The 19,180-nt window shown below is 66.3% G+C and carries 13 protein-coding genes; 6 read left to right on the forward strand and 7 right to left on the reverse strand.

All coding sequences use genetic code 11. The features are described 5' to 3' along the window. Positions 1–3: 3 nt before the first annotated feature. A complete protein-coding gene (locus ACTZWT_RS09720; RefSeq protein ID WP_444769469.1) occupies positions 4–1,044 on the reverse strand; it encodes a branched-chain amino acid ABC transporter permease in 1,041 nt (346 codons plus the stop codon). Positions 1,045–1,209: 165 nt separating this feature from the next. Between ACTZWT_RS09720 and ACTZWT_RS09725 the strand changes: the two genes are divergently transcribed. After that, complete coding sequence (locus tag ACTZWT_RS09725) at positions 1,210–1,725, forward strand: MarR family winged helix-turn-helix transcriptional regulator (protein ID WP_444769470.1); 516 nt, start codon at positions 1,210–1,212, stop codon at positions 1,723–1,725. A 120-nt stretch (positions 1,726–1,845) separates the two neighbouring features. Here ACTZWT_RS09725 and ACTZWT_RS09730 read toward each other — a convergent pair whose 3' ends face one another. Then, positions 1,846–2,409, reverse strand: a complete 564-nt coding sequence (locus tag ACTZWT_RS09730; protein WP_444769471.1) for a hypothetical protein — start codon at positions 2,407–2,409, stop codon at positions 1,846–1,848. A 143-nt stretch (positions 2,410–2,552) separates the two neighbouring features. Next, a complete protein-coding gene (locus ACTZWT_RS09735) occupies positions 2,553–4,277 on the reverse strand; it encodes a cation:proton antiporter (protein WP_444769472.1) in 1,725 nt (574 codons plus the stop codon). Positions 4,278–4,421: 144 nt separating this feature from the next. Between ACTZWT_RS09735 and ACTZWT_RS09740 the strand changes: the two genes are divergently transcribed. Both ACTZWT_RS09740 and ACTZWT_RS09745 read left to right on the forward strand, forming a co-directional pair. Next, complete coding sequence (locus ACTZWT_RS09740; RefSeq protein ID WP_444769473.1) at positions 4,422–4,940, forward strand: DUF3124 domain-containing protein; 519 nt, start codon at positions 4,422–4,424, stop codon at positions 4,938–4,940. 137 nt (positions 4,941–5,077) lie between these two features. Next, entirely contained in the window at positions 5,078–6,658 is a 1,581-nt protein-coding gene (locus tag ACTZWT_RS09745; protein WP_444769474.1) for an adenylate/guanylate cyclase domain-containing protein, read from the forward strand. Positions 6,659–6,879: 221 nt separating this feature from the next. On the opposite strand, the gene ACTZWT_RS09750 is transcribed toward ACTZWT_RS09745, so the two are convergent. The 4 genes from ACTZWT_RS09750 to ACTZWT_RS09765 form a co-directional block, all read right to left on the reverse strand. After that, positions 6,880–8,160, reverse strand: a complete 1,281-nt coding sequence (locus ACTZWT_RS09750; protein ID WP_444769475.1) for a glycerate kinase type-2 family protein — start codon at positions 8,158–8,160, stop codon at positions 6,880–6,882. Positions 8,161–8,333: 173 nt separating this feature from the next. Then, positions 8,334–9,569 carry an ABC transporter substrate-binding protein gene (locus tag ACTZWT_RS09755; RefSeq protein ID WP_444769476.1) on the reverse strand — a complete coding sequence of 412 codons (1,236 nt, stop codon included), beginning with the start codon at positions 9,567–9,569 and terminating at the stop codon, positions 8,334–8,336. 270 nt (positions 9,570–9,839) lie between these two features. Next, positions 9,840–11,330 carry a UdgX family uracil-DNA binding protein gene (locus tag ACTZWT_RS09760; RefSeq protein WP_444769477.1) on the reverse strand — a complete coding sequence of 497 codons (1,491 nt, stop codon included), beginning with the start codon at positions 11,328–11,330 and terminating at the stop codon, positions 9,840–9,842. A 197-nt stretch (positions 11,331–11,527) separates the two neighbouring features. Beyond that, positions 11,528–12,778, reverse strand: a complete 1,251-nt coding sequence (locus ACTZWT_RS09765; RefSeq protein ID WP_444769478.1) for a putative DNA modification/repair radical SAM protein — start codon at positions 12,776–12,778, stop codon at positions 11,528–11,530. Positions 12,779–12,946: 168 nt separating this feature from the next. Between ACTZWT_RS09765 and ACTZWT_RS09770 the strand changes: the two genes are divergently transcribed. From ACTZWT_RS09770 to ACTZWT_RS09780, 3 genes are all read left to right on the forward strand, one after another. Further along, positions 12,947–13,729, forward strand: coding sequence for an ImuA family protein (locus tag ACTZWT_RS09770; protein ID WP_444769479.1), 783 nt, complete (start codon positions 12,947–12,949; stop codon positions 13,727–13,729). Beyond that, entirely contained in the window at positions 13,620–15,215 is a 1,596-nt protein-coding gene (locus tag ACTZWT_RS09775; RefSeq protein WP_444769480.1) for a Y-family DNA polymerase, read from the forward strand. The genes ACTZWT_RS09770 and ACTZWT_RS09775 overlap by 110 nt, the downstream gene beginning before the upstream one ends. A 154-nt stretch (positions 15,216–15,369) precedes the next feature. Further along, positions 15,370–18,888 carry an error-prone DNA polymerase gene (locus tag ACTZWT_RS09780; RefSeq protein ID WP_444769481.1) on the forward strand — a complete coding sequence of 1,173 codons (3,519 nt, stop codon included), beginning with the start codon at positions 15,370–15,372 and terminating at the stop codon, positions 18,886–18,888. Positions 18,889–19,180: the final 292 nt, after the last annotated feature.

The raw sequence follows: 19,180 nt of genomic DNA on the forward strand, positions 1-19,180 counted from the left end.
CGCTCAATCCTTCTCTTCGTCGACCGCGGGCGCCGCGAGCGAACGCAGCACCAGCACCGGCAGGATCAGCGTGAAGACGATGACCTCCTTGTAGTTCGAGGCGTAGAACGAGGAGAATGCCTCGACCACGCCGACCACGATCGCCGCGAAGGCGGTGAGCGGATAGCTGATCAGGCCGCCGATGATCGCGGCGACGAAGCCCTTGAGGCCGATCAGGAAGCCGGTGTCGTAATACAGCGTCGTGATCGGAACGATCAGGATGCCGGAGATCGCGCCGATCACCGAGGCGAGCAGGAAGGCGAGCTGGCCGGACAGCGAGGTGCGGATGCCGACCAGGCGTGCGCCGAGCCGGTTCACCGCGGTGGCGCGCAGCGCCTTGCCATAACGGGTGAAGCCGAAGAACAGCCACAGCGCCACCATCAGCGCGATGGTGATGGCGTAGACGGCGATGCTCTGGCCGGTGAACAGCAACGGCCCGATCGTCACCGCGGCGTCGGACAGAGGCGGACCGCGCAGGCCCTCGGCGCCGAAGAATACCAGGCCGAAGCCCTGCAGCGCGAGGTGCACGCCGACCGAGGCGATCAGCAGCACCAGCACGGAGGTGTGCGCCAGCGGCTGGAATGCGATGCGATACAGAAACAGGCCGATCGCCGCGACGATCGCCAGCGACAGCGCGATGTTGACCGCGACGCCCGGCCTGTAGCCGGGCAGCAGCGTCGCCAGCGCGAACACGATCGCCGGAAACACCAGATAGATCAGAGCGGCGCGAAGCACCCTGGCGGCGCGCAGCGATTTCCGCGTGCTGAACAGTTCGAAGCCGAAGGCGACGATGCCCATCGCCATCGCAAGTCCGGCGGTGCCCGGCACGCCGCCCGCCGACAGCGTCGCGTAGGTCAGCGCGCCGAAAGTGATGAACTCGCCCTGCGGAATCAGGATCACCCGCGTCACCGCGAACACCAGCACCAGCGCCAGCCCGAGCAACGCGTAGATCGCACCGTTGGTGATGCCGTCCTGCAGCAGGAACAGCAGTATTGTCGTGTTCAAGCGGACGCTCCCCTCACCTGCGAGCGGCGGTCTCCGCCGCGCTCGCCAGCCGGCAGTTGAATTCTGCACGGGCTATTTGATATAGTTCATAACAATTATCGATTATAAGCTCAAGGCCCGCGCGTGAGCGGGCGCTGTGAAATCGAAAGAACCGCGAGCCAGGCGATGACCGCTCCGAAATCCGCCGTCGCCAAGCCGGCGCGCGCCGCGCGCAAGGAGGCGCCGGCTGCGCCGGCTACCGATCCCGGCGAACTGATGATGGGCGAACTGTCGGAGCTGCTCGGCTACGCGCTGAAGCGGGCCCAGCTCCGGGTGTTCGAGGACTTCCTGCAATGCGTCGCGCCGGTGCAGCTCACCCCGGCGCAGTTCTCGGTGCTGCTGCTGCTCGACAACAATCCCGGCCGCAACCAGACCGAAATCGCCAACACGCTCGGCATCCTGCGGCCGAATTTCGTGGCGATGCTCGACGCGCTGGAGGGGCGCGGGCTGTGCCAGCGGACGCGGTCGCCGAGCGATCGCCGCTCGCACATTCTGATCCTGACCGACAAGGGGCGCGCCACGCTGGCGCGTGCCAAGAAGCTGGTCGCGACCCGCCACGAGGCGCGGCTCAGCGAACTGCTCGGCGAGGACAATCGCGTCGCGCTGCTGGCGATGCTCGGCAAGATCGCGCACGAGTTCTGAGGGCTGGAGGAACGATCGCTCATTTTGGCGCTGTTGTCTCGAATTTAGACTCCAATCGTCTGATTCTTAGATATGGGAGCTCGTGCTCTCAAGCCGCACTGTCGCGTCAAGAGGGGTACGTCAGGAAGTGGCTCCTCCTGCGACGCAAATAAGTCTCAGATGATATAGCCATGCTATGCTGGCAAATGCAGAGGTTAATAGAGCCATGAAGGAGATGTTGCGAATATCGAGAGTCATCATTTTCCAGAACATCGAGGCCGCGGTCGCGCCAAAGACTGCGAACGTGATTGTCAAGTTGGTTGAGTTTTCAGCTGACGATGCACTCAAAAAATCCGACCCATACAGATACAATACCGCCAGAAGGGGTATCGCCGAGCTAACGGAGGCTGAAAATAGTAGATATCCACCATGAAGCAGAAAGAAGCGATCATTGAAGGTGAGTTTCAATTTATCAAGTAGCGAATCGACTAGTAGGGCGGCGCTGATGAGGCATAGCGCGGCAAAAATCGCCAGGAATTCGTCGACTGTCGTGTTCTGGGACTCCAGATTTGACAAAATGCTCAATGAGAATACTGCCACCGTGAACAGCAGGGGTGGTAGCCTTGTTGCTAGTTCGGTCTCCATTCTTTCGCGATCGCTGGGTTCTTGCGGAGTGCTTTCGCGAGGTCGTGATTGTTCGTTCATTGTTGAGCTCAAAATACAGTAACATACTATAGCGGCCGCCTCGCGGCGACCGAAGGTTAATCTATCAGATGAATCTCACCCGCGCGCTGCTACCTAAGAAGCAAATGCTGTCCGCGACGGGCATATCGTAGAGTGTTGAACTCTTACGGCAGCACTTCTCGCCGCTCGGCGAGCCGGGCGTCGAGTTCGGTGCGCTTGTCATCCAGCAGGCCGCATTCGACCGCCTCGATCACGCCGAACAGTTCCTGCGCGTCGCTGATCCGCGTCACCGTGACGTAGTCGGCGCCGGCCGCATACAGCGCCGCGACATCGGCGAGCAGATCCGCGGTGGCGACGATCTTCGCCGTCGGATTGAGCGCGCGGACGTGGCGCACCAGGCGTTCGTTGTTGGCGCCCTTCAGCAGCGAGTCCGGCACGCTGAGGATGATCATCTCGGCCTTGCCGACGCCGGCGTGCAGCAGCGTGTCGACATTGCTGATGTCGCCGTAGATCACGTGCATGCCGCGATCGACCAGGGTGCGATACACCATCGGGTTGAAGTCGATCACGCTGATCTGCTTCAAAAGCTCCGGGGTCTGCCGCTCGATCTCGCTGATCAGCGCGCTGGCGGCGCGGAAGAAGCCGAGGATCACGATGCGCCGCGCCGCGCCATGGCCGGCCTCGTCATCCGCAGGTTCGGCGCTGTGGTCGAGATCGCGCAGGCCGAGCCCTTTGAGCAGACGAATGGCGCGGCGTGTGATCGGATCGCTGCGCACCATCACGAAGGTCGACAGCACCGCCAGCAGCACGAAGGCGAACGATGCGGCGCTGGCGGTTTCGGTGCGGATGTGGCCGGCGACGATGCCGGTCTGGATCACCACCAGCGAGAACTCGCTGATCTGCGCCAGATTCAGCGCCGGCAGCAGGCTGGCGCGCAGTCCTTGCCGCATCAGATACAGCGGGACGAAGGTTGTCACGACCCGGCTGACCACCGTGAAGGCGGCGATCGCCAGCGCCAGCATGATCACCGACCCGTTCGGGATCGGGATCGTCATGCCGACCGCGACGAAGAACAGCGTGATGAAGAAGTCCCGCAGCGTCGTCACCTTGGCGGTGACGTCGAGCGCATAGGGGAAGGTCGACAGCGACACGCCGGCGACCAGCGAACCCATCTCGCGCGACAGATGCAGCCGCTCGGCGATCTCGCCGATCAGGAAGCACCATGCCAGCGCGCCGAGCAACACCAGTTCGGGAGTTCGCGCGATGCGGTGGAACAGCCAGGGCAGCACGTAGCGGCTGAGCACCAGGGCGGTCGCAACCAGCGCGCCGACGCGGCCGATCGACAGCAGCAGCACGCTGATCTGCAGATCGGCGAGGCTCGGCTGCACCGCGAGGAACAGGATCGCGAAGATGTCCTGCAGCACCAGCACGCCGAGCGTGAGACGGCCGGGCAGGGTGTCGAGCTCGCGTTTTTCGTACAGCACCTTGACGATGATGACGGTGGAGGACAGCGCGCAGGCGACGGTGAGATACACCGCGTCGAACCGGCCGCCGCCGAACGACAGGCCGATGGCGACGAAGAACGCGAAGCCGAGCAGACAGCCGCCGATCAGCTGCCCGCCGGCCGCGACCAGAATCACGCTGCCGGCGCGCGCGACCTTCTTCAGGTCGATCTCCAGCCCGATCATGAACAGCATGAAGATCAGGCCGAGCTCGGAAATCACCGAGATCGAGTCCTGCGACTGCACCAGACCGAGGCCGAATGGACCGATCGCGAAGCCGGCGATAAGGTAGGCGAGGATCAGCGGCTGACGGAAGAAATGCGCCGACAGTCCGAGCATCCAGGCGAACAGGATGCACAGCGTGATGTCGCGAATCAGTTCGTGCATGCCCTCGGCCGCCGTTGAATTGCAGGGCCGCATTCTAAAGGTAATGTCATGCGTCCGAAAGACATAAGTCCGAGCCTCTGGAGTCCAAGCCTCTGGAGTCCAAGCCTCTGGCCGACCGGCCTTTGCATTGGGCGACGGGTCGCCATGGCGGTGGCCGGGGTGATCCTGCTGTCGGCCGGTCCGGGACTGGCTGAGGCGGTCGGCGCCGGGCCGGGCATCGAGCAGACCTTTGCGGCGTCGCTGACCGCGGTGCCGCCGGAGCCCTGGAATGCCGGCGGGTCGTTCTATGTGCCGGCCTATTCGAGCGTGTCGATGAGCCGGGGCAAGGTGCGCGCCGACTTCTCGGTGACGCTCAGCATTCACAATGCGTCGGAGACCAGGCCGCTGGTGATCCGCCGGGTCGCCTATTTCGACGGCTCGGGCAAGATGATCGAGAGCTATCTCAAGGCGCCGGTGGCGCTGAAGCCGTTCGCCACGATCGAGGCGTTCGTCCCCAACATCGACGCCCGCGCCGGCACCGGGGCCAATTTCGTCGTCGACTGGGCGGCCTCCGGCGAGATCGCCGAGCCGGTGATGGAAGCGCTGATGCTCGGCAGCTTCGCCAGCGGGCATTACGCCTTCATTTCCCTGGGGCGCCCGATCCGGGTCATCGGCAAGGACTGACCCGTCGCGCAGGCCGCTCGCGGCGCGTTCGGCGCGCGTTCATGCGCAGAGAAAACTGGTAGCTTTGCACCGTTGACACTTCTCATCCGCCACCGCGCCCTTTAGCTTGCGCCGGTCGCCGAGAGGGTGGGCAGGGCGTGGAAAAAGACCAGAACGACAACGAGAATTTGCGGTCGCGCGCCTTGCTGACCGGCTGCCTGATTGCGCTCTTGCTGGCGGCGCTGCCGGTTGCGGTGTGGCTCGATCTCACTAGCCTGTCCGATGCGGCACTGCGGCGGCAGGCGTCCGATCTCAATTCGGTGATCAAGAGCGTCCGGCACTATTATTCGGCCAATGTCGTCGGCCGCATTCTGGCGCATCCCGGCCAGGTTCAGGTCATCCACGATTATGAGAATGTGCCGGGTGCGATCCCGATTCCGGCGACGCTGTCGCTGGAGCTCGGCAAGGTGATCGGCGAGCAGCAGAGCAACATCACCTATCGGTTCGTCTCCGACTACCCCTTCAAGAACCGTGCGCCGCATCAGCTCGATGCCTTCGAACAGGATGCGCTCGAAGCGCTGCGCAACGACGCCAGCAACAACATCGTCTCCGGCAAGGCCGACCTGTTCAGCGACAGCGTCCGGCTGGTGTCGCCGGTGGTGATGGCGCCGGCCTGCGTCGCCTGCCACAACGTGCATCCCGAGAGTCCGAAGCGCGACTGGAAGGTCGGCGACGTCCGCGGCATTCAGGAAGTCTCGATCACCCAGCCGATCGCCGCCAATCTGTTCTCGTTCAAGTTCCTGCTGGCCTATCTGGTGCTCGCCGCAGTCTCCGGCGTGTCGTTCGTCGCGATGCAGCGTCGGCAGTCGCTGAAGATCGTGGCGATGAACAAGGAACTGGAGACCAACAACGACTTCCTCGCCACGCTGTCGATGAAGATCTCGCGCTACATCCCGCCACAGATCTACAAGAGCATCTTCTCCGGCCAGAAGGACGTCGTGATCCACACCGAGCGCAAGAAGCTGACGATCTTCTTCTCGGACATCCAGAACTTCACGGCGACCACCGAGCGGCTGCAGCCCGAGCTGATCACGCAGTTGCTCAACGAGTATTTCACCGAGATGTCGGAGATCGCGCATCGCCACGGCGGCACGATCGACAAGTTCATCGGCGACGCGATGCTGATCTTCTTCGGCGATCCGGAGAGCAAAGGCGACCGCGCCGACGCGCAGGCCTGTCTGCGGATGGCCTGGGCGATGCAGCGGCGCCTGGCCGAGCTCAACGCCAAATGGCGCGCCGCCGGGATCGAGCAGCCGTTCCGGGCGCGGATCGGGATCAATTCCGGCTATTGCAATGTCGGCAATTTCGGCAGCGCGGACCGGATGGACTACACCATCATCGGCGCGGAAGCGAACCTCGCCGCGCGGTTGCAGGCGATCGCCGAACCGGGCGGCATCGTCATCAGCTATGAGACCTACGCGCTGGTCAGCGACATCATCGCCGCACATACGCTGCCGTCGATCACCATGAAGGGCATCAGCCGCGAGGTCGTGCCCTACGCGGTCGACCATCTGCGCGACGGCAGCGAGGCGTCGAACGTGGTGATCGAGAAGATGCCGGGCCTGGAGTTCTATCTCGACGCCGCGGCGGTGACGCCCGCCGACAGCGACAAGGTTCGCGCCGTGCTGCTGCAGGCGCTGTCGTCGCTGGAGCGGCGGGAGGAGAAGGCGGCGGAGTAGGTGCGTTCTCGTGCTGGTCGTGTCGGGGCGATCTCGACAAGCATCACGTCATCGCCGGACTTGATCCGGCGATCCATCGTCTTCGAAGGATGACGCCGCGTTGCGGTCCTTGGCCCTTCAACCGTCATTGCGAGGAGCGAAGCGACGAAGCAATCCAGGGGATCGGTGCGCGGAGCCTCTGGATTGCTTCGCTTGCGCTCGCAATGACGGGGAGGGGCCGACTACACCAGGATCACCCGGATGTCGTTGACGTTGGTCAGCGTCGGGCCCGTCACGAGCAGGTCGTCGGTCTTTTCGAAGAATGTGGTGGCGTCGTTGTTGGTCAGATAGGCGGCGGGGTCGAGTTGCAGCGGGGCGATCTTCGCGAATGTGGTCGCGTCGATCAGCGCGCCGGCCGGATCGTCGGCGTTGCCGGCGCCGCCGTCGGCGCCGTCGGTATCGGCGGCGAGTGCTGCGATGTCCGGCAGATCGCGCAGGTGCTGCGCCAGCGCCAGCGCGTATTCCTGATTGGGGCCGCCGCGGCCGTTGCCGCGTACGGTGACGGTGAGTTCGCCGCCGGACAGGATCGCGAGCCGCTTGCCGGCGGCGTGCGCCTCACGCGCGAGCCGAGCGTGGGCGGCGGCGACGTCGCGGGCTTCGCCTTCGAGATCGGCGCCGAGATCGGCAATTGCGTAGCCGGCATCCCGCGCGACCTTGATCGCTGCGTCGAGCGACTGCCGCGGCCGTGCGATGATCGCGAAGCGCGCGCGCGTGAACGCCGTGTCGCCCGGCTTGCAGCTTTCATTGTGCGGATCGTCGAGCGCCGTGCGCACGGCGTCGTCGATGTCGAGTTGATAGCGCGCGACCAAGGCGCGGGCGTCGGCCAGCGTGGTCGGATCGGGCACCGTCGGCCCGGAAGCAATCGCGGACGGCTCGTCGCGGGGGACGTCGGAGATCGCCAGCGTCACGATCTCGGCGGCGTTGCTGCCAGCGCCAGCGAGGCGGCCGCCCTTGATCCGCGACAGATGCTTGCGGACGGTATTGACCTCGCCGATCGGCGCGCCGGAGCGCAGCAGCGCGCGCGTGGTCCGCTGCTTCTGCGCGAGCGTGACGCCCGCGGCCGGCAGGATCCAGTTCGCCGAGCCGCCGCCCGACAGCAGCACCAGCAGCAGGTCGTCGGCGGTGGCAGTCGCCGCCAGCTTCAGGCTGGCTTCGGCGCCGCGCAGGCCCTCGGCGTCGGGCATCGGATGGCCGGCCTCGATCACGTCAATGGCGCGGGTCGGCACGCGATGGCCGTGGCGGGTGGTGGCGATGCCGGTCAGGCGTGAGGGCGCGAGGCCCAACGTGTCGAGATAGTGCCGTTCGGCGGCGGCGGCCATCGCGGCGGCGCCCTTGCCGGCGGCGAGGCAGATGATCCGGCCGCGCGGCAGCGACGGCAGATGGGCAGCGAGAATCCTGTCGGGATGCGCCGCCGCGACGGCGGCGTCGAAGATGGCGCGGAGGAGTGCGCGTTTGTCGCTCATGCGCCCGTTGTGGCAGGCGTGCCTCGGGGCGGCAAGTGGCCGGGCGCCGGAGGCAGTCATTCCGGGGTGCGCCCCGCGAGGGGCGCAGACCCGGAATCTCTGTCGCAAATCAGCCCGAGATTCCGGGGTCATGCGTTTGCGCGCGTGCCCCGGAACGACGAGGGAGGCAGCGACTAGCCGCCGGCGGGTGCGGCGACTTCGCCTTCGATCACGTCGCCGAACAGCTTCCAGTTCTCGCCTTCGAACTTCATCAGCTGCAATTGCTCGATCGGCGCGAAATCGGTCGCGCTGGTGTTGAGCTTGATGCCGGGAAGCAGCACGCCGAGCTGGACGTCCTTGAGGCTGGCCGCCTGCTTCATGACGTTGGCGCGGGTGAGGTCGTCGCCGCATTGCTTGATCAGCACCGCGACCGTCTCGGCGATGTTGTAGCCGGTGGTGAAGGAGCTGTCGGCGCGGCTGGCCTGCGGCGCGTATTTCGCCATGAACTCGTAATACGCCTTCATGCCGGGGTCGTTTTCCCACTGCTTGTCGGTGGCATCCTTGGCGTAGGAGGCCGAGATGATGCCCTGGGCGTTTTCGAAGCCGGCGGGCTTCATCACGCTCCCGGTCGAGGCCGAGACGTTCGGCACGATCATCATCGGCTTCCACGCCAGTTCGGCGACCTTCTTGATGGTCTGCGCCGCGAATTTCGGCGTGGCGAAGATCACCAGCACGTCGGGCGCCTTGGCCTTGATGTTGACGATGTGGGAATCGACGGTCGGCTCGGTCAGCTCGTAGCTGTCCTCGATCACGACCTGCGAGGCCTTGTCGCCGAGACCGTCCTTGAGGCCCTTGAGATAGTCCTTGCCGAAATCGTCGCCCTGATACAGCACGGCGATCTTGGCGTCCGGCTTCTCCTTCAGGAGATACTTGGCGTAGATCCGGCCCTCGCTCTGGTAGCTCGGCAGCCAGCCCATCGTCCACGGGAAGTGCTTCGGATCGTTCCACTTGGTCGCGCCCGACGCGAGGAACAGATGCGGCACCTTCTTGGCGTTGAGATATTTCTGGATCGCGGTGTTCGACGGCGTACCGAGCGGGCTGAACATGAACAGCACCTCGTCGCTCTCGACCAGCTTGCGGGTCTGCTCGACCGATTTCGGCGGCGAATAGGCGTCGTCATAGGAGATGTAGACGATCTTGCGGCCGTTGATGCCGCCCTTGTCGTTGATCATCTTGAAATAGGCTTCTTGCGCCTTGCCGACGCTGCCATAGGCCGACGCCGGGCCCGAGTAAGGCACGATATTGCCGATCTTGACTTCGGTGTCGCTGGCGCCGGGGCCGTATTTCTTCTGCGCCATGGCCTGGCCGCTCGCGGCGGACAGCAGGGCGGCGGCCGCCAGGGTGGCGATCGTACGGGAGAGGGCCGACATCTGGATTCCTCGTTGGTTGTTGTTGGTCTTGCTGCAGGCGCTGCTCTGCAGTGCAGCAGTGCGGGAATGGGTTAGCCGGTTCGCGGGCGTTGCTCAACCCGCAGAGGTTGCGACGGTTACCGAAATTCTCGCGCGTTCCGTCGAATGGAAAGTGTCACCGGCGTGTTGCATACGTCCTGAGCAATTGAGCAGGATATGCGCGGCGCGCGCGACGGCGCGGTGGCGTTCACCTCTCCCCGCAAGCGCTGGACGAGGGAGCGCGCCGTGCAGCTACGCCGCGTGCGGCTTCTTCAGATGCGCTGCGACCAGCTTGAGATCGTCGACGAAGCGGGCGTATTCGCGTTGCCTGGCGTCGGCGTCCGGGAGGCGGAGCAGATAGGAGGGATGCACCGTCAGCAGCAGCTGCGGGCCGTCGTCGCGGTCGATCAGATGGCCGCGGTTCTTGTTGATCGGCGTGATCTTGCCGAGCACGCTGTGCGCCGCAGTGGCGCCCATCGCCACCACGAGCTGCGGCTGCACCGACGCCAGTTCGCGCTCGTACCACTGGCGGCAGGCCTTGATTTCCGACGTGTTCGGCTTCTGATGCAGGCGGATCTTGCCGCGCGGCACGAATTTGAAGTGCTTCACCGCATTGGTGACGTAGGTCTCGGCGCGATCGATCCCGGCTTCCGCAAGCGCGCGATCGAGCATCTGCCCGGCGGGGCCGACGAACGGGTGGCCGGCGAGGTCTTCCTTGTCGCCGGGCTGCTCGCCGACCAGCATCACCCGCGCACGCTGCGGGCCTTCGCCGAACACGGTCTGGGTCGCCGGTTTCCACAGGTCGCAGGCGCGGCAGTCGCGCGCTTCGTCACGCAGCCGGGCGATGCTGTCGGCGGCATGATCGGACTTGGTCATGGGCGGCTCCTGCCGTTGTGGCTTCTTCGGCGCGGACGCGTCCGCTGCGATCATCGCCTGCGCGCTGCGCTCGGCGTCGGCGATCAGCGGCTTGATCAGCGCCGCCTCGGGCAGGTTGCGCCAGTATTTCTTCGGCATCTCGGCCCGCATCGCCTTGGTCTTCAGCCGCGCCGGATTGAAGATGCTGGCGTAGTAAGTCAGCCAGGTTTCCTCCAGCCGGTCCTCCGACGGCGCCATCGCTTTGGCCACGCCGGGCGTGATCGCGACGGCGTGGCCGTCCCAATGCGCGCAAGCGTCGGGCGTGAGAATCGACCATTCCATATCGGCGAAACGACGGGCGAAGAACGGCGCGGCGGCCTCGACGATGTGATGCTCCGGCTCGAACCAGGCGACGTAGCGCGATTTCGGCTCGCGGCCGATCTCCCGGAAACGCACGAAGGCGTGCATCTTGTGCTCGTCGCGCCGCACGGCTTTCGCCATCGCCTGCAGCCGCGCGACGTCCGGATCGGTCGCGATCGACATCAGCTCGGGATTGGCGCGCAGCCGCCACAGCAATTGGTACAGCCAGGCGAAACGCTGCGGATCGCGATGCAGGATCGTCGTCCGCGCCAGTTCGACGAAGCGGGCGGGGACGTTGAAGGTTTGCGCCGGGGCGGACGACGCGGGCTGCTTCGACGCGCCCGGTGGTGAGGAGGTCGGCGTCGTCCCGGCTCCAGCTTGCGGCGCCGGCGCGTCGAACAGCTCCGGCTCGTCGCCCACCACCGTCCAGGTCACATCCGCCGGCGCGACGTCCGCCAGCACCAGCTCCCGCGCCGCCTTGCGCCAGCCGTCGAAATCGGTGTCGCTGTCGAGCCGGATGTGATGCATGGTTGTTATTACGTCTCTCCCTTTGCGCCTTCTTGGCCTCGCAACTTATTAGTTCGTCGTCCTGAGGCGCCGTCGCGAAGCGGCGGCCTCGAAGGATGGGCCGCTTGCACTTGACTCTGTCATCCTTCGAGGCTCGCTGCGCTCGCACCCCGGATCAAGTCCGGGGCAGGCTCTCAGGATGACGGTCTGTGCTTGCATCAAAACCCAAATCCCAGTTGCTGCGCCTTTGGCCTAAACCGCTCGGCCAGCCGCGCGCCGTCGAGCAAATGCGGCGGCGGACGGTGGTCGGGGAGAACGATGAACGGTAGCGCCTTGTTCCTTGGGATGTGCAGCTTCGCCAGGTCGGCGGCGCGGATCGCGCTGTGGCGGCGGGTGTCGATGATGCGGTCGACCGCCTTGCGGCCGAAGCCGGGGACGCGCAGCAGATCCTCGCGGCTGGCGCGGTTGACGTCGAGCGGGAAGCGCTCGCGATGCCGCAGCGCCCAGGCCAGCTTCGGGTCCATCTCCAGCGACAGCATGCCGGCGGCGGGGTCGATGATCTCCTGCGCATCGAAGCCGTAGAACCGCATCAGCCAGTCGGCCTGATACAGCCGGTGCTCGCGGATCAGCGGTGGCGCCGCCAGCGGCAGCGCGCGGCTGGAATCCGGGATCGGGCTGAACGCCGAGTAGTACACCCGCTTCAGATTGTAGGAGCCGTAGAGATTGGCGCTGGTGTTCAGGATGGTTTGATCGGTCGCGGCATCCGCACCGACGATCATCTGCGTGCTCTGTCCGGCGGGCGCGAAGCGCGGCGGTTTCGCCCGGGCCGGCGCCTTGCGCGCCTCCGCTTTGGCCTCTTGCGCCTCGTCGAGCTTCAGCCGCAGCCGCCCCATGGTGCGGCGGATGGCGCGGACGTTCTTCTCCGGCGCCAATGCGGCGAGGCTTTGCTCTTCCGGCACCTCGATGTTGATGCTGAGCCGGTCGGCATAGCGGCCGGCTTTGGCGATCAGCGCATCGTCGGCTTCGGGGATGGTCTTGAGGTGGATGTAGCCGCGGAAGTGGTGCTCTTCCCGCAAGCGGCGTGCGACCTCGACGATCTGCTCCATCGTGTAGTCGGCGCTGCGGATGATGCCCGAGGACAGGAACAGCCCCTCGATGTAGTTGCGGCGATAGAAATCGAGCGTGAGCCGCACCACTTCGTCGACGGTGAAGCGGGCGCGCGGCACGTTCGACGAGGCGCGGTTGACACAATACAGGCAGTCGTAGGCGCAAGCATTGGTGAGCAGCACCTTCAAGAGCGAGATGCAGCGGCCGTCCGGCGCATAAGAGTGGCAGATCCCCATGCCGGGCGCGGTCGAGCCCAGCCCACGGCCGTCGCGGCTGTCGCGTTGCTCCGTCCCGCTCGAGGCGCAGGAGGCGTCGTATTTCGCCGCATCGGCCAGAATGGCCAGCTTGCGCTGCACGTCCATGCTTGGAATCTCCTTGATTCAACTCACGAAAAAATTTGGCGCGGGACCTCGCTGCGATCCCGATTGACTCCCTTGGGCGCTGGGGCTTTATTAGAACATATCATGAACAAATGGGCCGGCAACGGGTTCACTGAATCTCGGCACGGCAACACAGAAAAGGAGCAGCGCATGGACGGCGCGCGCCTCGATACGCTTGCGCGCCTGCAGGGCGAGATCGACCGGCTCGAAACCGGGACGACCGAACTCGTCCGGCGCGTTTCACTTGGACATTCCGGTGCCGACGCCGTGCTGCAGGGCGGCCTGGCGCTCGGCGCGCTGCATGAGGTGTTCGCGGAAGGCCGTCACAGCGCGGCAGCGACCGGCTTCGTCGCGGGGCTGGCGCGGCGGCTGGCCGAGCAGCGTTTCCTGCTGTGGATCCGGTCGGATTTTTCCGCGCGCGAAAACGGCGAGCTGGCGATGGAAGGTTTTGCGGAACTCGGACTCGATCCGCGCCGCATCGTGATGGTGCGGGCGCACGACGCCGACAGCGCGCTGCGCGCCGCCGCCGATGCGCTCGCCTGCAACGGGCTCGGCGCGGTGGTGACCGAATTGTGGGGCGAGACCCGCGCCTTCGATCTGGTCGCCTCGCGCAAGCTGACGCTGGCGGCGCAGCAGTCCGGCGTCACCGCACTGATGCTGCGGATTGCAGCACAGCCGCAAGCCTCGACCGCGGAGACGCGCTGGGTGGTGCGCGCGGCGCATTCGCCGCCGATCGAGGGGTGGGGCGCGCCGGTGCTCGAGACCTCGCTCATTCGCAATCGTCACGGCCAGACCGGCCGCTGGATCATGGAATGGAATTGTGATGCGTGCCGCTTCCGTGAACCGCAGACGCATCCTCGGCCTCTGGCTGCCGCGGCTGCCGACCGATCGTATCGAACGGAAATCGCCGCCGGGCGGCGGCTCGCCGGGTGAAGCGTCACGCGCGCCCCGGGTAGTCGCCGCCAAACGCGACAACGCGATGGCGGTGATCGCCTGCGATGCGTACGCGACGCAGGGCGGACTGATGCCGGGGATGCCGCTCGCCACCGCGCGGGCGATGCATCCGGCGCTCGACGTGATCGATCACGATCCTCATGCCGACGCCGCGCTGCTCGCGGCCGTCGCCGACTGGTGCGACCGCTTCACGCCGCTGGTGGCGCTCGACGGCGCCGACGGGCTGCTGCTCGATATCACCGGCTGCGCGCATCTGTTCGGCGACGAGGCCGCGCTGATGCGGCTGCTGACCACGGCATTGACGCGGCAGGGCTTTGCGGTCAGCGCGGCGGTCGCCGGCACGGCCGTCGCGGCGCGGGCGCTGACCCGCGGCGCGCCGGGCAGGATCGTCCCGCCGGGCGAGGAAGCCGCCGCGGTTGCGCCGTTGCCGGTGGCGGCGCTCGGCGTCGACGACGCGATCGTGCGCGGGCTGCGCCGCGCCGGCCTGACGACGATCGGCGATGTGCTGGCGCGGCAGCCGTCCGAACTCGCGGCGCGGTTCGGCGAAGCCTTCGTCGCGGTGCTGCGTCAGGCCACCGGCGATGACGACGCGCCGATTTCGCCGCGCAAGCCGGCGCCCGACTATGTCGTCGACAAGCGTTTTGCCGAGCCGGTCGCGACCACCGAGGTGATCCTGCCGACGCTGCTGGCGCTGGCGCGGCTGCTGATCGCCGCGATGGAGCGGAGCGGCAAGGGCGCGCGGCAGCTCACCGCCTCGTTCTTCCGCAGCGATGGCGCGGTGCGCAGCCTTGTCGTGGAGGCCGGGCAGCCGGTGACGCGTGTCGAGGTGGTGCAGCGGCTGTTTGCGGAACGGCTCGATGCGCTGGCGGACCCGCTCGATCCCGGCTTCGGCTACGACCTGATCCGACTCGCCGCGAGTCAGTGCGTTGCCATCGCCGAGGCGCAGCGCGGCTTCGACACCACTGCGCATCAGGCCGAGGACGTGGTTGCGCTGGCCGATACCTTGTCGGCGCGGCTCGGCGCGCGGCGGGTGGTGCGTTATCTGCCGCAGAATACCCACATCCCCGAGCGCGCGGCGCTCGCGGTGCCGGTGCAGCATTGCCCGCCGGACGGTGACGAGGCGCCGTGGCCGGCGCGCGCCGACGAGCCGCCGCTGCGGCCGCTGCGCCTGCTGCAGCCGCCGGAGCCGATCGAGGTGCTGGCGGGCGTGCCGGACGGCCCGCCGGCGCAATTCACCTGGCGGCGCGTCACCCATCGGGTCGCGCGCGCCGAGGGGCCGGAGCGGATCGCGATGGAGTGGTGGCGCGCGGCAGAGCCCGGGCTGACGCGCGATTATTTCCGGATCGAGGACGAATCCGGATCGCGATTCTGGCTGTATCGCGACGGACTTTACGGCAGCGAGGTGGTGCCGGCGCCGGACGGCAGCGGCCAGCCGCGCTGGTACATGCACGGGCTGTTCGCATGAGGGACAGGCGAGTGTGTGTGCACAGCCTCTCCCCGTCATTGCGAGGAGGCGAAGCCGACGAAGCAATCCAGGGGCTCAGTGCACGGGGCTTCTGGATTGCTTCGCTTCGCTCGCAATGACGGAGCTGTCACTTAATTTCTAAGACGAGACGCCAATGACCGCCCCGCTCTACGCCGAGATCGGCGTCACCACCAATTTCTCGTTCCTCGAAGGCGGCTCGCATCCGCAGGACTACGTGCATCAGGCGAGTCGGCTCGGCCTCGACGCGATCGGCATCGCCGACCGCAACACGCTGGCCGGCGTGGTCCGCGCCTATAGCGAGCTCGACAATGAGGACCTCGCTTATAAGCCGAAACTGCTGATCGGCGCGCGGCTGTGCTTCGCCGACGGCACCCCCGACCTGCTGGCCTATCCGACCGACCGCGCCGCCTATGGCCGGCTGTGCCGGCTGCTCAGCGCCTGCAAGCTGCGCGCCGAGAAGGGCGAGTGCCATCTGACGTTTGCGGATCTGGAGGCTTTCATCCACGAACCTTCAACGTCGTCTTCGTCCTCAATCCACCAACTCCCCACTCCGTCATGGCCGGGCTTGACCCGGCCATCCACGTCTTCAAGCAGGGCCGTGCTGGTGTCCGTGGATGCCCGGGTCAAGCCCGGGCATGACGGTGCAAAACGCAAGGCCGGTAGCTCCGAAATTCTGCTGGTCCTGATGCCGCCGTATCGCTTTCAGGCGAACGCGATTGCGGCCGCTCTGGCGCGGCTGACGGCGCTGAACAGCGGCAGTGTCTGGCTCGGCCTCGCGCCGTATTATCGCGGCGACGACAAGCGCCGGCTCGCCCGGCTACGGCGGATCGCGGCGGCGACCAAAGTGCCCGGCATCGCCACCAACGACGTGCTCTATCACCACCCGTCGCGGCGCGCGCTGCAGGACGTGCTGACCTGCGTGCGCGCCAAGACCACGATCGACAAGATCGGCCGGCGGCTGGAAGGCAATGCCGAGCGGCATCTCAAGCCCGCCGACGAGATGGCGCGGCTGTTCCGCAATGATCCGAACGCGATCGCCGAGACGCTGCGCTTCGCCGATCGCGTCACTTTCACGCTCGACGAATTGAAATATCACTATCCCGACGAGCCGATCCCGCCCGGCAAGACCGCGCAGCAGCATCTGCGGGACCTGACCGAGCAGGGCATCACCGAATATTTCCCGAACGGGATCAGCGACAGACTGCGCGCCACCATCGACAAGGAGCTGACACTTATCGCCCGGCGCGACTACGCGCATTACTTTCTCACCGTGCACGACATTGTCTGCTATGCCCGCTCGCAGCAGATCCTGTGCCAGGGGCGCGGCTCGGCGGCCAACTCCGCGGTGTGCTACGTGCTCGGAATCACCTGTGTCGATCCCACCGAGATCGACCTGCTGTTCGAACGCTTCGTCTCCGAGGAACGCGACGAGCCGCCGGACATCGACGTCGATTTCGAGCATTCGCGCCGCGAAGAGGTGATGCAGTACATCTATCGCCGCTACGGCCGCCACCGCGCCGCGATCGTCGCCACCGTGATCCATTATCGACCGCGCTCGGCGATCCGCGACGTCGGCAAGGCGCTGGGGCTCTCCGAAGACGTCACCGCGGCGCTCGCCGACACGGTGTGGGGTAGCTGGGGCAAGGGCCTGAGCGAGATGCAGGTGCGTCAGGCGGGGCTCGATCCCGCCAATCCGATGATCGTCCGCGCGGTCGAGCTCGCGACCGAACTGATCGGTTTTCCGCGGCATCTGTCGCAACATGTCGGCGGCTATGTGCTGACCCAGGACCGGCTCGACAGCTACGTGCCGATCGGCAACGCCGCGATGGACGACCGTACTTTCATCGAATGGGACAAGGACGACATCGACGCGGTGCAGATGATGAAGGTCGACGTGCTGGCGCTCGGCATGCTGACCTGCATCCGTAAGGGCTTCGATCTGATCGACCGGCACAAGGGCGTGCGGTTTCAGCTCTCCGACATCAAGTCGGAGGACGACAACAATGTCTACCAAATGCTCCAGCGCGGCGAGTCGATCGGCGTGTTCCAGGTCGAAAGCCGGGCGCAGATGAACATGCTGCCGCGGCTGAAGCCGCGCTGCTTCTACGACCTCGTCATCGAGGTCGCGATCGTGCGGCCGGGGCCGATCCAGGGCGACATGGTGCATCCGTATCTGCGCCGGCGCAGCGGCCGGGAGCCGGTGGTGTATCCATCGCCGTCCGGCGAGGCCGGCGACAGGAACGAACTGCAGCAGATCCTCGGCAAGACGCTCGGCGTGCCGCTGTTCCAGGAGCAGGCGATGCGGATCGCGATCGAGGCGGCACATTTCACCCCGGACGAGGCCAATCAGCTGCGCCGCGCGATGGCGACGTTCCGCAATGTCGGCACCATCGGCAAGTTCGAGGCCAAGATGGTCGGCAACCTGATGGCGCGCGGCTACGACGCGACGTTCGCCAAGAACTGCTTCGAGCAGATCAAGGGCTTCGGCTCCTACGGCTTTCCGGAAAGCCACGCGGCGAGCTTCGCCAAGCTGGTCTATGTCTCGGCCTGGATGAAATGCGAACACCCGGACGCGTTCTGTTGTGCGCTGCTGAATTCGCAGCCGATGGGTTTCTACGCGCCGGCGCAGATCGTCGGCGACGCGCGTGCCAACAAGGTCGAGGTGCGGCCGGTCGACGTGTCGTTCAGCGACGGCCAATGCACGCTGGAGGAACGCTGCGGCGCGTATCACGCGGTGCGGCTCGGCTTCCGCCAGATCGACGGCTTCCGCTGGGCCGATCCGGACGAGGAGCGGGTGCGGCTGGAAGCCGGCGAAGCGCCGAGCGACGACTGGGCGGCGCGCATCGTCGCGGCGCGAGCGCGGGGACCGTTCAGTTCGCTCGAACAATTCGCGCGGATCACCGCGCTGCCGAAGCGGGCGCTGATCCTGTTGGCCGATGCCGACGCGTTCCGCTCGCTCGGGCTCGATCGCCGCGCCGCGCTGTGGGCGGTGCGGCGGCTGCCCGACGACGTGCCGCTGCCGCTGTTCGAAGCGGCGCGCGCGCAGGAGCAGCAGGATGAACAGGCTGCGCCGTTGCCGCAGATGCCGATGGCCGAGCACGTGGTCGCCGACTATCAGACGGTGCGGCTGTCGCTGAAGGGCCACCCGATGGAATTTTTGCGGGCCTTGTTCGCGGCGGAGCGCGTCGTCACCTGCCGCAATGTCTCGGAGATGCGCAGCAGCGGCCGGCGGCTGCGCTGCGCCGGCGTGGTGCTGGTGCGGCAGCGGCCGGGCAGCGCCAACGGCGTGATCTTCATGACGATCGAGGACGAGACCGGCATCGCCAACATCGTGGTGTGGCCGGCGGTGATGGAGAAATTTCGGAAAGAAGTGATGGGCGCCCGGCTGGTTCTGGTCGAAGGCAAGGTCCAGGCCAGCCCGGAGGGCGTCGTGCATCTGGTGGCCGACCGTCTGGTCGATCGCAGCGCCGAGATGGCGCGGCTGGCGGATGGCCTAGTTCGCCCGGCGCTGCCGCCCGGTGCCGAACTTTACGAGCCGCTCACTTACGAACCGCTCAACGGCGACCGCCGCGACCATCCCGACGCGCCCGCCCAGCGCCTGCGCCACCCCCGCGACGTCCGCATCCTGCCGCCGTCGCGGGATTTCCATTGAGGACTCGCAACGCGAGCGCAGCGCGCCCCGAAGGATGCTGACGACCACCAGGCGGCCCATCCTTCGAGGCCGCCGCTGCGCGGCGGCGCCTCGGGATGACGCTCAGGATGACGCTCAGGATGACGCTGCGAGATGGGGCTATGTGTTGCTTGGCTGTCCTTCGTCATTGCCGGGCTTGACCGGCAATCCATCATTCCGAAGACGATGGATACGCGGGTCAAGCCCGCGTATGACGCTGCCCGTGTGGAGAGCGATCGTTTCAGCGTCGCTCTCAGTAAGCCGGAGGAAATCA

The sequence above is a fragment of the Rhodopseudomonas sp. NSM genome (assembly GCF_052445935.1).
Classification (GTDB): domain Bacteria; phylum Pseudomonadota; class Alphaproteobacteria; order Rhizobiales; family Xanthobacteraceae; genus Rhodopseudomonas.

Bases quoted from the DNA above. Each gene is read 5' to 3' on its own strand.
- ACTZWT_RS09725 (WP_444769470.1), top strand. From the start codon at position 1,210: ATGACCGCTCCGAAATCCGCCGTCGCCAAGCCGGCGCGCGCCGCGCGC.
- ACTZWT_RS09740 (WP_444769473.1), top strand. From the start codon at position 4,422: ATGGCGGTGGCCGGGGTGATCCTGCTGTCGGCCGGTCCGGGACTGGCT.
- ACTZWT_RS09770 (WP_444769479.1), top strand. From the start codon at position 12,947: ATGGACGGCGCGCGCCTCGATACGCTTGCGCGCCTGCAGGGCGAGATC.
- ACTZWT_RS09775 (WP_444769480.1), top strand. From the start codon at position 13,620: ATGCGTGCCGCTTCCGTGAACCGCAGACGCATCCTCGGCCTCTGGCTG.
- ACTZWT_RS09750 (WP_444769475.1), bottom strand. From the start codon at position 8,160: ATGAGCGACAAACGCGCACTCCTCCGCGCCATCTTCGACGCCGCCGTC.
- ACTZWT_RS09765 (WP_444769478.1), bottom strand. From the start codon at position 12,778: ATGGACGTGCAGCGCAAGCTGGCCATTCTGGCCGATGCGGCGAAATAC.
- ACTZWT_RS09735 (WP_444769472.1), bottom strand. From the start codon at position 4,277: ATGCACGAACTGATTCGCGACATCACGCTGTGCATCCTGTTCGCCTGG.
- ACTZWT_RS09755 (WP_444769476.1), bottom strand. From the start codon at position 9,569: ATGTCGGCCCTCTCCCGTACGATCGCCACCCTGGCGGCCGCCGCCCTG.
- ACTZWT_RS09780 (WP_444769481.1), top strand. From the start codon at position 15,370: ATGACCGCCCCGCTCTACGCCGAGATCGGCGTCACCACCAATTTCTCG.
- ACTZWT_RS09730 (WP_444769471.1), bottom strand. From the start codon at position 2,409: ATGAACGAACAATCACGACCTCGCGAAAGCACTCCGCAAGAACCCAGC.
- ACTZWT_RS09760 (WP_444769477.1), bottom strand. From the start codon at position 11,330: ATGCATCACATCCGGCTCGACAGCGACACCGATTTCGACGGCTGGCGC.